The organism is Vibrio sp. 11986-1-5, assembly GCF_963878025.1.
Lineage (GTDB): Bacteria > Pseudomonadota > Gammaproteobacteria > Enterobacterales > Vibrionaceae > Vibrio > Vibrio injensis.
The window spans coordinates 98,633-112,087 of record NZ_CAWNVW010000044.1 but is presented as its reverse complement, the minus strand read 5'-3'; the positions used below and the strand labels follow the sequence as shown (position 1 = coordinate 112,087).

Sequence of the window (13,455 nt, the reverse complement as noted above, 5' to 3'; positions counted from 1 at the left end):
TTCACTCATATTCCATACCAACATACTTAGTGATGTTCTCCTTCGAGCTTATAGGCACTTTTTTGTCTCTATTAACCTTGTGGTCATCTAAAGAATAATAAAGATCGAAATGCATTTTACTTGGTTTACTTAACGTTCAGCCATTCTTTATGCAAGTGGTTGCACTGTGTCCGGTTTTAGATAACTCATCATAATAAAACTGAGCAATCCACACAGTAGGGTGGGAACGATGGGATGGATTCCGGCTAAATCAGGTTTTAACCACATTAAACTCGTGTAGGTGGTGAGCCCTACTATCATTGAACTTAATGCGCCAGTTGATGAAGATTTTTTCCAATATAAGCCGAGTACCAAAGGCCAGAGAAATACCGCTTGTAAGCCTCCGAGTGCCATTAAGTTAAGCCAAACGATCATCTCCGGTGGATTGGTTGCAGCAAAAAAAACTAACAAAGCAAAAATCATCGTCACCCATAAAGATAAACGAGTCAGCTTACTTTCTGCCTGCGGCTCATCGATAAGTCTGGGATTAATATAGTTAAGATAGAGATCTTTTAATAATGTCGCCGAGGCTTGGATTAGCTGTGAATCAATACTCGACATAATCGCGGCCATGGGGCCGGCGAGGAAAATTCCTGCCAATAAAGGCGGAAGAACGGTGATCATTAAGGTCGGCATGATTTGATCTGGGCTAGTAAGATCCGGCACGATAGCGCGCCCTAATGCTCCCGATAAATGGGTGCCAAACATCAACAAAGCCATCATGATGGTGCTTAAGATTATACCTTTGTGTAACGATTGACTGTCTTTATAAGACATACAACGAACGGCGGCATGGGGTAACCCAATCACACCAAAGCAAACCAGTATCCAAAAGCTCAACATAAATGGCTGACTGAGGAATTGATCGGGGCCGTAGGGGGTAATTAACGCAGGATCAATACGATGCAGTTCCGTGACTAGTGTACCAAGGCTACCGCCAGCGTGGATAACCCCTGCTAACAACACAAAAGTTCCGATTAACATCATGATCCCTTGCACGGTATCGGTCATTACTACCGCACGAAACCCGCCGATTGTTGTATAAAGACCAACAGTAAAAGCAAACAGCATTAAACCATGTTGATAAGAGAGCCCAGTAACCGTTTGTAATAGGCGTGCTCCACCGACAAATTGTACGACCATCGTACCAAAAAATGCCAGTAATAAAGACGTCGATGCCAATATGACCACACTGCGACTTTTGAAGCGAGCGTATAACATATCATTGAGAGTCAAAGCATTATGACGACGAGCTTCAATTGCAAACTTTTTGCCTAATACACCGAGCGTTAACCAAGTTGCTGGTAACTGGATCATCGCTAACAAGACCCAACCTAAACCAAGCTTGTAAGCGGCCCCCGGCCCACCAATAAAGCTGCTAGCACTGGCATAAGTCGCCGCGAGCGTCATCGCAAGTACAAAGCCTCCCATACTGCGCCCACCAAGAAAGTATTCATTAAGAAAGCCGCCATCTGTTGTTCTACGTCGGCTAAAAAAAGCGATCGCAAATACGCCTATTAAGTAAATAATAAGAGGTAAGAGAAGTTGGTTATTCATCGTAGGTTTTCACATCTGGTTCAAGACTAATATCGCGATAAATGAATTTGACCATTAAGGCACAGAGCAGAGTAAATATCAGCGGGCCTACAAGACAAGAGAGTAAAAACCACAGTGGCATTCCGAAGTAGAGCGGTGGCAATTCAAGATCATCAAAAGGTGCAGAGAAGCCGTAAGCCGTGATATACCACCAGATAAAGTAACTCAAAGCGAGAAGTAGGGCAGCTAATGCTTCGCGGTGAGTTTGTTGAATAATACGTTGTTGGTTGTTCATCCGTATCCTCAGTGATTAGGCATCCCTAGCAACTTGGAGCCAACATCGGATTATCGCTATCTGTGTGCTTAATCCTAATGTTGAACAAAGCCGATGATGGCAAGAGCGAACAGTTTGGGAGGTGCTGGTTTCTAAGGGGGGGTATGGTATTACAAATCTATCGTTAGAAACAAAAAATATTGCATGAAGTTGACAGAGTGGTTTGGTGCGGATACGTATTAATTAATTCAACATGGTTAACTTAACTAAGAAAATGGGGAGAGAGGGTGAGGCGTTGGCCTTTTAGCGAATGACGGCTGCTAAAAGGCAATCGGCCTGAGGTAATTTACTCACCATACTGTTTTTCAAAGGCTCTTTGCTCAAGAATATCTTCAATTTTTTTACGCGTTTGGTGTTGAGTTAACGGAGTTTTCTCATTGCTATCTGCTTGAGGAGCGGTTGTTTTGGTTTTTTTTGGGGCTTTTGCCATGTTGGTATCATCCATTAAAAAATGATTCCTATTAGTACACTAATGAGGATTAAAGGCCAGCTTAAGAACCGAGTTATTAGATTTGTTGCACAAAAGTGAATGTAATCCGTGCATCATCGTTAACACCTCTATTTCAGTGTTATTTCAACGAGAAATATTGGTCGTGCGGTATCGTGAGTGGCAAGCTTTTCTCAAAGCGGAGAAGGAAGTGATGGATAAAACAATGGCGTGATAAAGTATCACGCCATCAACATTCTATTACAGAACGGTTACTTGTTCTGCTTGAGGGCCTTTTTTGCCCTGCTCAACGTTGAAGCTTACTTTTTGGCCTTCAGCGAGAGTTTTGAATCCTTCAGAAGCGATTGAGTTGAAGTGAACAAAAACATCACTTCCGCCGTTATCTGGAGTAAGAAAACCGAAACCTTTAGTTTCGTTGAACCATTTTACTGAACCTGTCACTTTACCTGACATAATTACCTCTATATTTTATGATACTAAATTAATGTTGGCTGATAGATAAGCAATTGAATGGTAGATGAAGGTAAACTTGTACAGGCACTAAACGAAGGGTATCGATGGTTTTCTGATCAAAAACTTACACTTTATGTCACATTAACAACTCTGCTTTAAGAGCCAAGTTCACTATACACGTTGCCGAATAAATAGCGAGACTTATTTATTCCGAGATGATCGTGGTATCGCTTGAACGTTTGGAAACTGCCCCAATATCTTAGTTAATTAACAATGAGTATCTTCTTCCTACTTGAAGCAGCAGCGGTGTTGGCTCCCCAATCGCATCATTTGCCTATGCTCATGGGGATTCACTCACTTACCGTCTACCTGCAACTTCCAGTCGTTTGGGTATAAACGATGTTTTGGCAAGATTTACTGACAAGATAATAACAAGCAAGGAGAGTGTAATGACACAAGCATATATACCACCTAAGGTTTGGACCATGGAGAGTGAAAATGGCGGACAATGGGCAAGTATTAACCGACCTGATTCTGGTGCTCGTTTTGAACAGGTGTTACCGATAGGTCAACACCCGATTCAACTGTACTCAATGGGAACACCTAACGGGCAAAAAGTGACTATTTTGCTTGAAGAGTTATTAGCATTAGGTGTTAAACAAGCGGAGTATGATGCCTTTTTGATAAAAATTGGTGATGGTGAGCAATTCGGATCTGGATTTGTTGAGGTTAATCCTAACTCGAAAATCCCTGCATTGATGGATCGTTCGTTAGCATCGCCGATTCGCGTTTTTGAATCGGGCAATATTTTGCTTTATCTTGCTGAAAAATTTGGTCATTATTTACCACAAGCTTTACCCAAACGGACAGAAGTGATGAATTGGTTGTTTTGGTTACAAGGTTCGGCGCCTTATTTGGGCGGTGGATTTGGTCACTTTTATGCTTATGCTCCAGAAAAGTTTGCTTATCCTATCAATCGATTTGCAATGGAAGCGAAACGTCAACTGGATGTGTTAGACAAACAACTGGCCAAACAGACTTATATTGCGGGTGAAGAATATACGATTGCTGATGTGGCGATTTGGCCTTGGTATGGCAATCTAGTGTTAGGCAATGCTTACAATGCGGCTGAGTTTCTGGATGTGCAATCTTATCAACACGTACAACGTTGGGCGAAAACCATTGCAGAACGTCCGGCAGTGCAACGTGGTCGAATTGTCAACCGAACATGGGGAGAGGCTTGGGAGCAGTTAGCTGAGCGTCATAACGCACAAGATATTGATCGCATATTGGCACTGCAACCGAAGTAAGTTGAAATCGTCCAGTGAACGAGTAAAACGCCACCTTAAATGTTATTGACGGTGATCGCTACGTTGTTCGGAATGTTGTTCCCGATGTGGTACTTCTTCGAACTCACCTTCAATAACATGTTCACTTTCGTTATTGTGAGCTTGATGAAAAGGGCGGCGTCTTAGCTGCCTTTCTAACCGCTTACCGCTGATGATGGCGATCAAGGTGAGTGGAATCGCGAGTAGTAAGCCAAAGATTAAGGCGAAAAAACCGCAGATTAATGTCAAGGTGGTTACTAATACTCGATACATAAACAGTCTCCCTAAATCGATATCAATTTATCATACCTCATCTGTGATGAAGAAAACATGAACGATGCTTATTCAAATGGTATTAACGTTGATGAAAAGTTTCACATAGGGAGAATGTGTCGCCCTCCCTATTATGGACGCTGGCTAATGGGTTATTGAGTTGAGTCATCGGTTAGCCAAGCGACTTGCTCAGCTATACTCATCTTAAGATTATGAGGATAGAGTAATGATGGCTGCAACAAGGCATAGAGTTGCTGCTGGTAAGCGTCTAACCATGCATATCGCTCACGGTACATTTTGCGTTTCGGACGCTTTATTTCTTCCATTGTGCGACGCTTAGCATACAAGGGTAAAGAGTAAAACCAACGATTGTGCTCTATGCCATCGTGTTCTTGCCATAATTGGTCATAGTCTAAATTGATGGTATCGCTTTTTTTACCATATCGCTTTGCGTTATAAATATGGGCTGAATTTTTAACCGCATAAATCGATTTTATATCTAAATATTGAGCGATAAATTGAACCGCTTCAACCATAAATGATTTAGGCCTTAAACCATAGATAGTTTTGGTGAATGTGCGACTAAAACCATTATCATTAATAGTACCTTGCATACAACCAATTAATAATAGATCGTTCTGAATCGTGAAGCCTAAAGTATAATAAGTATGGCCGATACTATCTTCTAATGATAATGCTAATTCAGCTTCTTTACGTATTCTTCCATCGAAGCTTAAAGTAAGCTGATAATTTTTATCGTCAATATTTATGTTGCCTAAATATAATTTATCTGTATGTATTCTTAAAATAGCGGCACGAGAAAACGTGGCCTCTAGCCATGAATGGTGGTCATCGAGGAGCTGTATAACATCACTTTTACTTAAACCAATATGTAGAAATGGAATCATACATTTCATAATATAATTTGGCTGACGGATAAAAATATGTTGCCGACGCTCATGATGGAATAAATTTACCATCTTTTGGAAATGACGAGGATAAAGATAAGACCTAATAATAAACTTACTGATATCTCTCAATTTATGCTTTTGGCTTTGGGCATGAGCTGCCGAGGCTAATTTTAAACGCACACGAATTACCACTACTATAATAAAGATAATATCCAGCAAGTATTATTACCTACAGCCAAGCAGGCCGCTACAGTGTTTGTGTACTTTTTTGTATGGGATTGTCTTAATCGAGGTGATGTATAGTGCTCACTTATTAATAACGCTGCGCTTTGCTTATCTCTTAATCATAATTCCTGATCTATTGTCCTTTTTCTGTCAACGAAAGCCTGAATTGTAGTTATATCAATGTATTGATTGACCTTGATTAATAACTGTAAGTTATATGAGTTAGCCATAACCCGAGAGCAGAGTATCGTTAGTGGATCAAAATAAAAAAGCCGCCTATCGGTCGTGATAAGCGGCAATGGGGGGATTAATCCATCTGTCCTGAGCATCATTGGCTATCCAACAATATAAAAGCGTCGTAACTCGTTCCGCCGCTTTTCGCTCAGCACATTCGGTTTATTGTTATTATGTTGTGGAGCCAGTTAAGATTATTGAGGATACGTTTTGTAACGCACTCCCATCATTTGTTCCATACAGTGGATCACTTGGCAACTGTAACCAAATTCGTTGTCGTACCAGACATATAAAACGCAGCGATTGTCTTGGGCGATAGTCGCAGCACCATCAACGACGCCAGCATGACGTGAACCGACTAAATCGCTCGAAACGATTTCAGTTGAGTCGGTATAGTCAACCTGCGCGGAAAGAGGGGAGTGGGTTGCAATTTGTCTTAAATAGTGGTTTAACGACTCTTTATCGACGGATTTGGCTAGATTTAAGTTAGCAACCACCATGGACACATTAGGTGTCGGTACGCGAATCGAATTCCCAGTTAATTTTCCTGCTAGCTCGGGTAACGCTTTGGCGACGGCTTTCGCTGCACCTGTAGAAGTCAGCACCATATTCAGAGACGCAGATCGGCCACGACGTTCACCTTTGTGGAAGTTATCAATCAAATTTTGATCGTTGGTATAAGAATGAACGGTTTCAATATGCCCAGATAGGACACCATATTGATCGTGCATTGCTTTAAGAATTGGCGTAATCGCATTCGTTGTACAACTTGCCGCCGATATAATCGTATCGTCAGCGGTAATCACCGATTCATTGACGCCAAAAACCACATTTTTAATATCGCCTTTACCGGGCGCGGTGAGCAAAACCTTACTCGCACCTGGAGAAGCTAAATGACGGCTCAACCCTTCACTGTCGCGCCACACACCGGTGTTATCAACGACAAGCGCATCGTGAATACCATAGTGGCTATAATCGACCTCTTGCGGTGAGTCAGCATAGATCATTTGGATATAGTTGCCATTGGCAATCAGTGCCTTGCGTTCACTATCGATAATAATACTACCGTTGAACTGGCCATGGACGGAATCTCGTCTCAATAGATTGGCTCGTTTTTCTAAATCTCCGTCTTTACCGCCACGAACGACAATCGCACGTAAGCGTAATGGGTAACCCGGACCACTTTTTTCTATTAATAAACGAGCCAATAAACGGCCAATACGTCCAAAACCATAAAGCACAACGTCTTTCGGTTGATTCATAGGTTGGCCGTTCACCGCTTCAACAAGTGCCGTATGCAAGTAATCTTGCATAGCATCGGCGTCATCATGATGTTGCCAATAACGATGTGCTAATTGGCCAATATCGATTTTACAAGGCGATAGGGTCATCTCTGCCAGTGAAGTGAGCAAAGGTATGGTTTGTTCAAGAGATAAAGATTCCCCGATATAGCGACTCGCAATTTTATGAGCTTTGATGATGTCAATCGTGGTCGCATTGATCAGCGTTTTACCAAACAATAAGATTTCTACACCTGCTTGTCGGTAAAGTTTGCCAATCAGAGGCGACATAGATTCAGCGATGGTTTGGCTGATTTGCCAATCGAGGCGATGTTTTTCTGGGCTCATGTTGACTTAAGACCTTTCACGTAGGGTTAAACGTGATGTCACCGCAAGCGATAAGCATCACGTGCTCAACCATCACAATTTGTATTGTGTTTAGTATTGAGCTAGCTTGTTATTGGATTGTGTCGGGATTGTAAATCTTGAGCGGTTATTCTGCTAGTAAAATTAATGGCCATATATTAGGCTGTAGTTCTACTATTTTCTGGTTTTTTAACGGGGTTTTTCAGGGTTAAATCGGTATTGACAATTTTAATTAATGTCACTTATTTCGTGAGGATATGCATTGAAATCATAGTTGTATTTGAAAGAGAAAAATTAGTTACTTAATTTTTGTGATTTCAATCTAAAATACCTATTTATTCAGCAGGTTAATCGGTATTGATCAGCGTGATTTAATCCATGTGGTTTGAATGTGTTCGCGATCTGAAAGTAGTTCTTAATTGATTAGGGTTATTGGCAAGAACAAGGTAGGTTAATTTTCACCTACCTGTTTGTGAATGAACGGTGGTTACCAGACAAGGCACTCTTAAGTGGTTACTGGTGGTATTAATTAGAGATTCGTTGGTGGGATCTGATTGATCGGTTTGAGTTCAGCCAAAGGTAACCAATTCACTTTTACCCCTGCTTGTAAAAACATATCTTGGCTCACCTTTATTTTTTCGCCCCAACGGGAAAGAAAATCATCAGATTGTTCAGGGCAATGCACCGCAGAAATACCAGTTTGAATGATTTTGGCCGCGCAATTGGGGCACGGAAAGTGAGTGACATAAATTTCACAGCCATCCAAATCACGTTTAGCGAAGAGAATGGCGTTTTCTTCAGCGTGCAATGTTTTTAAATATTTCATATCTCGGTCGTCGGTGTTTGCACTGTCAGAGATCCCGTGTGGATAACCATTAAAGCCGACAGAGACAATGCGATTTTGTTTAGTGATTACGGCACCAACTTGAGTAGACGGATCTTTACTCCAAGAGCCAACCAGCTCGGCCATTTGATAGAAGCGTTGCGCCCATTTTGAAATCATAATATTGGTTTCCTTAACGTAACGTTATTTATTGCTTATGATCGTGATTTTATTGAGCTTAGTCTAGATAAATTTTGCTGCCTAGACGCTAGATAAACGTTGATCGATTCAGTCCCCCTTGTTACTAGAGTGAGACAAACCTCTCGCTTTGCGTAACCCTTCTCAAAACCAGAATGGGATATTTAGCGATAGGCTTTGTGAGAAATCTCTTACAATCAATGTGCGATATATGCGTTTCTTATCATGGCTTAAATGGTGATTTTGTTCTTAACTTATTGTTTTTATTTGTTTATCTATATGATGGGTTACTATTTTTAATAGTAGTGTCAATGAACGGCCTTGCTGAAAAACCAGGTTGTCGTATTCTGAATTTGTCAGCAGGAAGCCGACACGGAACAGGAAAGACCCAAGGATAGGTCATCTTCAGGAAGAAGATTCGATGATTCAGGATGAAACATCGGCAAGGAAAGCGAAAGACATTAGCAGGACGCGAATAACTAGGATGGTTATCACGGATGGTTAATGGACATCTTAAAGGAATAAGGCACGTCTATCAGGATGATAGAGCAAGGGACACCGCTAGGATGGCGATGAAACGGAATGTGCTAATGGATATAGCAGACTATCAAGGAATTGATGCAGGGAGCACTTGATTAGTAGCCGGATTGCTGCGAGTAAGAACTGAACCCCACTAGGCGTAAGCTTAGTGGGGTTTTCTTTTATATTACTCACTGGCTTTTTTCATTGCCTTAGATATATTGCTGTGATGGTCATCGGTTCGTCACGATGAAGCCCCGTTTATCTTAAAGATAATATTCACTTTGCAAGGCCAATGTAGGCTAAAGATAGGAGTTATTCGATGCAAGCAGAAGTACAATGGGTTGATGGATTAAGATTTATTGGTCAATCACCATCAGGACACTCTATCGTGATGGATGGTAATGCAGGCTCCTCTGCGCCCAGCCCGATGGAAATGGTGTTGATGGCCGCTGGGGGATGTAGCTCAGTGGATGTGGTTAATGGCTTAAAGCAAGCTCAGCAAGCGGTAACGGGATGTCGTGTATCGTTGATCACTGAGCGTCGAGAAACGGCTCCGCGTCTTTTTACTCATATTAATCTGCATTTTACGATTGAAGGGAATAAGGTATCGTCAGAAATTGTTGAACAAGTGGTGGCAGATTCACTCAATAAATACTGCTCAGTTTGTTTAATGCTCGGTGAAAGTATTGAGCTCACCCACAGTTGGGAAGTCATTAATGCTTAACTAATGAGCAGAAAAGGGAACAGGCATGAGCCATTTTAAATATACAGGATGTGGGATTGCTGCCATTTTATTGTGGGGAGCAATGATTGGTTTAATGCGCACTGTGGCTGAAGCTTTCGGACCGATTGGTGGTGCAGCTTTACTCTATACTATTGCCGCTCTCTTTTTAATCGTCGTGCTTGGTGTCCCTAAACGGCAACATTTTTCTCTTCGCTATCTATTGATTGGAGGAGGATTATTTGTCAGTTATGAAATCTGCTTGGCATTAGCGATAGGTATGGCCAATAACCGCTATCAGGCTTTAGAGATGGCGGTGATTAATTACTTATGGCCAGCGATCACGGTAGTACTAGCGGTTATCTTAAGTAAAAAAACGGTCAGCGTTTGGCTTTATCCGAGTGTTGGTCTGGCCTTTACTGGCGTTGTTTGGACTTTAACGGGAGACGCCGGATTCTCTATCACTCATGTGGTAAATAATATTGCCAGTAATCCTTTGACCTATGGGTTGGCCTTTATGGGGGCGGTGATTTGGGCAATCTATTGCAACGTGACGAAATTAATTGCAAAAGGTCAAAATGCTATCGCTCTGTTTTTTATCGCTACAGCGATAGTGCTATGGATAAAGTACGCGCTAAGCCAAGAAGGGCCATTGAGCTTTAGCCCAATCACCACCTTTAATGTCATACTGACTGGTGTGGTGATGGGCAGTGGTTATGCATTATGGAATATCGCTATTTTGCGTGGCAATATGTTGTTATTAGCCACACTCTCTTATTTTACCCCTGTAATATCGACGCTTTTTTCATCGTTAATTCTTGGTGTGATACTCGATACCAGCTTTTGGCAAGGGGTTGCAATGGTGACGTTAGGTTCATTACTCTGTTGGTGGTTAACGCGTGATAAACCTAAACTGATTGAAGCTACCACCTAAAAATAAACCCGCCGTAAATGGCGGGTTTATCGGTTAGGGTAAACAGTGATTAACGAGCGATATTGACGTTAATTTGTAGTTTCAGTGGTAACCCAGATAAACGCTTAGCGATGGTTTTTCTGGTTTGTTCGATATCATCGACTAAAATTACATCACTGTTGTCTTCAGGATAGATATCCACATCTACCCATAATTCTGGACCGACTTTGGTCACTCCGGTTAATTCAATATCTTGTTCTGATTCTTTACAGGCATCGATAATACTTTGATCAACGCGCTTACAAATATCTTTACTCGGTGACATGAGGAATATTTCGCGTAATGCATTTCTCACCATCCCGAAAGGTACTTTTAAAAAATAAAACGACATAGCAAGCATCATCAGTGGGTCAGCATAGACCGCATAGTGAGCGAAGGGGGTAAAAGTCACACCCAGTGCCACAATAAAGCCGATGGTTACTGCAAGGCTGAGCAGTGTATCCATTTGCCATTGTTTTACCTCTGCACCAATCAGGCCTGAAGCGTGGCGTTTGCTAAGTTTTGCCATATACCACCATGCTAAGCCACAGCCGATAACGTTGATTGTACCAAAAAGGGTCGCAATCGAAGCATCGACTTCTCTACCGCCAGTGACTAAAGCACCGATCGCAGAATAGAGTGAGTAGGTGACGAGTAGTAAGATCACGCTGCCTTTGATAACAATAACCGCAGGTTCAAATAGCGCACGACCAAAAGGGAACTGCGCATCAGACGGCTTACGTATATAACGTGAAGCGACCAGCGACAATAATGTTAACAGTAAACTGATGAGAGAGTAGACTCCATCAAAGACAATAACTAATGACCCTACAAGTAAACCAACCACTAATCCGCCAAGGGCAAATACTGATGCGATAAGGGCGGAGAAGGTTAAGACACGATTTTCATTTAAACTTGTTTGAGCACACATAAAACATCTACCGATTTAAAAACTAAACGTATTTTGGCTTAAAATCGGCCTATTACAATGGCAATTTACTTACAGATCTAAATAAAAAACATGATTAAAGTAAAAACTAATTTTAAAACAATGAGTTATGGTGTCTTTTTGCTGTCAATAAAATTGACTCTGACTGCCATTGGTTATTTAAAAGTCAAATAGGTAGTCACTTAGCTTATCGGCTAGCCAAAGCATGGCTGGATTTTCAGCACCGCCGGGGATGGTATACATGCAATAATCTTCTTGAGTTAAGCCGTAGGTATGGCGAATAACGGTTAAACGTTGTTCGCGCAGATGATGACGAATTAATGGCTCAGGTAACACACCCCAAGCACTTTCGGTCAATATGGTCGCCAGCATATATTCAAAACTTGAGAAGCCAATATAACGACGAGAAAAGGGTTCAAGATTGGAGTTATCTTGATCATTTAAGTAGACCATCACCGCTTGCATAGATTTACGTAAGTCTTCATCGGAAACTCGTTTGAGTTTGGTTAAAGGATGACTGACGCTACAGACCGACATCATGCGGATTTTTCCAAGTGGCTGATAACTGATACGAGGATCATCCAATCGCTCGTAATCGACACCAAACGCAAAGTCCACTTGCTCGGTTGCCACTAAGCTGGCTAGATCACCACTCGAAGCTAAGACGATGTTAAAGGATGTATTAGGAAATAATTTATTCAACGAATGAGCCAAATCTTGCCATAACACATCAGGCAGAGAGTCATCCCGGGCAATCCACATTTCAGCGGCAAATTCATCACACACTTGTGAGCAGGTGCGTTTAATTCTGGTCGCTGTAATTAATAAGCTTTGGCAGTCTTTGTAGATAGCCTTGCCTGCTTCCGATAATGTGACTTGATTACCACTGCGAACGAATAGCTCAACCTTAAGTTCATTTTCCAGCGCTTTTACCGCCATACTCAGTTTGGTTCGGTTACATTCCAGTTGGCGAGCCGCCTCGGAAACTGAGCCTGCATCGGCGATAGCACAAAATGCTTCTATTTGTGATAGGTTCATGAGGGTTCCATTATTAAACGGGAGCGAGGTTAATCAAGGCTGATCACTTCCACTTTCATTGTCGATTTTCTCAGCATTACGATGAATATTGTATTTTCTTAACCAAGATTGTTCGCTAACGCTATGAAGTTGACTCTATTTTGGTTTAATCTTGGCATATTACCAGAATACAAGACGTAATACGGAGACCATGATGGTACACGACTGGGATAATCTCGCGAAAGATTGGGAAAACAATACAACAAACACGCTGTTTGTTCAGCAGGTATTTCAGCAACTGAAAACCTTAACGTCCTTGGATGGCAAGCATATTCTTGATTATGGCTGTGGAACGGGTTTCTTAAGTCAGATGATGTCTCCTCTGGCGAAAAATATCGTCGCATTAGATTGCTCAGAATCGATGATTGAGGAGCTCGATAAAAAAGAGCTGCCTAATGTTGAGCCTGTGGTTGATAGTTTAACGCGCGGCTTAGTGGCTCAACATCCAGCTTTTCGAAAGCAGTTTGATCTTGTCGTCGCCGCTTCCGTGTGTGCTTATGTTGATGACTTTCCACAAGTGGTCGATATTATTTACTCGTTACTAGACGAAGGTGGTTTGTTTATTCAGTGGGATTGGTTAGCAGACAATGCGTTGGTTGCTCACCATCTACATGAACTCAACGTCAGACAAGCTTTTACCCAAGCCGGCTTTACGACTATTGAGGTTGCACAAGCGTTTGTTATTGATACCCCGGATGGACCACAAGCTGCCTTTTTTGCACTAGGACGTAAATAACCGCACACGTCTGGTTTGAGTCTCTCCAACGATGTGAGTAGAGTGCGGCG

At 41.8% G+C, this 13,455-nt stretch carries 14 protein-coding genes; 4 read left to right on the top strand and 10 right to left on the bottom strand.

What is annotated here, in order from left to right; translation table 11 throughout:
• Window positions 1-147: 147 nt before the first annotated feature.
• From panF to cspE, 4 genes are all read right to left on the bottom strand, one after another.
• A complete protein-coding gene (gene panF, locus AACS00_RS10560) occupies window positions 148-1,596 on the bottom strand; it encodes a sodium/pantothenate symporter (protein ID WP_110167373.1) in 1,449 nt (482 codons plus the stop codon).
• A complete protein-coding gene (locus AACS00_RS10555; RefSeq protein ID WP_072670656.1) occupies window positions 1,589-1,870 on the bottom strand; it encodes a YhdT family protein in 282 nt (93 codons plus the stop codon). The genes panF and AACS00_RS10555 overlap by 8 nt, the downstream gene beginning before the upstream one ends.
• Window positions 1,871-2,195: 325 nt before the next feature.
• Complete coding sequence (locus AACS00_RS10550) at window positions 2,196-2,339, bottom strand: hypothetical protein (protein WP_167363660.1); 144 nt, start codon at window positions 2,337-2,339, stop codon at window positions 2,196-2,198.
• Window positions 2,340-2,597: 258 nt separating this feature from the next.
• Window positions 2,598-2,810, bottom strand: a complete 213-nt coding sequence (gene cspE / locus AACS00_RS10545) for a transcription antiterminator/RNA stability regulator CspE (RefSeq protein ID WP_004397054.1) — start codon at window positions 2,808-2,810, stop codon at window positions 2,598-2,600.
• Between the two features lie 449 nt (window positions 2,811-3,259).
• On the opposite strand from cspE, the gene yghU reads away from it, so the two are divergent.
• The gene (gene yghU / locus AACS00_RS10540; RefSeq protein WP_072670655.1) at window positions 3,260-4,120 is read left to right on the top strand and encodes a glutathione-dependent disulfide-bond oxidoreductase; all 861 of its coding nucleotides are present in this window, start codon (window positions 3,260-3,262) and stop codon (window positions 4,118-4,120) included.
• A gap of 42 nt (window positions 4,121-4,162) precedes the next feature.
• On the opposite strand, the gene AACS00_RS10535 is transcribed toward yghU, so the two are convergent.
• From AACS00_RS10535 to AACS00_RS10520, 4 genes are all read right to left on the bottom strand, one after another.
• On the bottom strand, window positions 4,163-4,411 hold the full coding sequence (locus AACS00_RS10535) for a hypothetical protein (RefSeq protein ID WP_072670654.1): 249 nt from the start codon (window positions 4,409-4,411) through the stop codon (window positions 4,163-4,165).
• Between the two features lie 152 nt (window positions 4,412-4,563).
• On the bottom strand, window positions 4,564-5,541 hold the full coding sequence (locus AACS00_RS10530; protein WP_258306856.1) for a VirK/YbjX family protein: 978 nt from the start codon (window positions 5,539-5,541) through the stop codon (window positions 4,564-4,566).
• A gap of 434 nt (window positions 5,542-5,975) precedes the next feature.
• Complete coding sequence (locus AACS00_RS10525) at window positions 5,976-7,409, bottom strand: glyceraldehyde-3-phosphate dehydrogenase (protein WP_110167372.1); 1,434 nt, start codon at window positions 7,407-7,409, stop codon at window positions 5,976-5,978.
• Window positions 7,410-7,956: 547 nt separating this feature from the next.
• The gene (locus AACS00_RS10520) at window positions 7,957-8,430 is read right to left on the bottom strand and encodes a dCMP deaminase family protein (protein WP_072670651.1); all 474 of its coding nucleotides are present in this window, start codon (window positions 8,428-8,430) and stop codon (window positions 7,957-7,959) included.
• 859 nt (window positions 8,431-9,289) lie between these two features.
• Here AACS00_RS10520 and AACS00_RS10515 point away from each other — a divergent pair.
• Together AACS00_RS10515 and yddG are read left to right on the top strand one after the other, a co-directional pair.
• Window positions 9,290-9,694, top strand: a complete 405-nt coding sequence (locus AACS00_RS10515) for an OsmC family protein (RefSeq protein ID WP_110167371.1) — start codon at window positions 9,290-9,292, stop codon at window positions 9,692-9,694.
• A 25-nt stretch (window positions 9,695-9,719) separates the two neighbouring features.
• On the top strand, window positions 9,720-10,625 hold the full coding sequence (yddG, locus tag AACS00_RS10510) for an aromatic amino acid DMT transporter YddG (protein ID WP_110167370.1): 906 nt from the start codon (window positions 9,720-9,722) through the stop codon (window positions 10,623-10,625).
• A 49-nt stretch (window positions 10,626-10,674) separates the two neighbouring features.
• Here yddG and AACS00_RS10505 read toward each other — a convergent pair whose 3' ends face one another.
• Together AACS00_RS10505 and AACS00_RS10500 are read right to left on the bottom strand one after the other, a co-directional pair.
• The gene (locus tag AACS00_RS10505; protein ID WP_072670648.1) at window positions 10,675-11,574 is read right to left on the bottom strand and encodes a cation diffusion facilitator family transporter; all 900 of its coding nucleotides are present in this window, start codon (window positions 11,572-11,574) and stop codon (window positions 10,675-10,677) included.
• Window positions 11,575-11,751: 177 nt separating this feature from the next.
• Window positions 11,752-12,630, bottom strand: coding sequence for a LysR family transcriptional regulator (locus AACS00_RS10500; protein ID WP_072670647.1), 879 nt, complete (start codon window positions 12,628-12,630; stop codon window positions 11,752-11,754).
• 193 nt (window positions 12,631-12,823) lie between these two features.
• On the opposite strand from AACS00_RS10500, the gene AACS00_RS10495 reads away from it, so the two are divergent.
• Window positions 12,824-13,405 carry a class I SAM-dependent DNA methyltransferase gene (locus AACS00_RS10495; protein WP_110167369.1) on the top strand — a complete coding sequence of 194 codons (582 nt, stop codon included), beginning with the start codon at window positions 12,824-12,826 and terminating at the stop codon, window positions 13,403-13,405.
• Window positions 13,406-13,455: the final 50 nt, after the last annotated feature.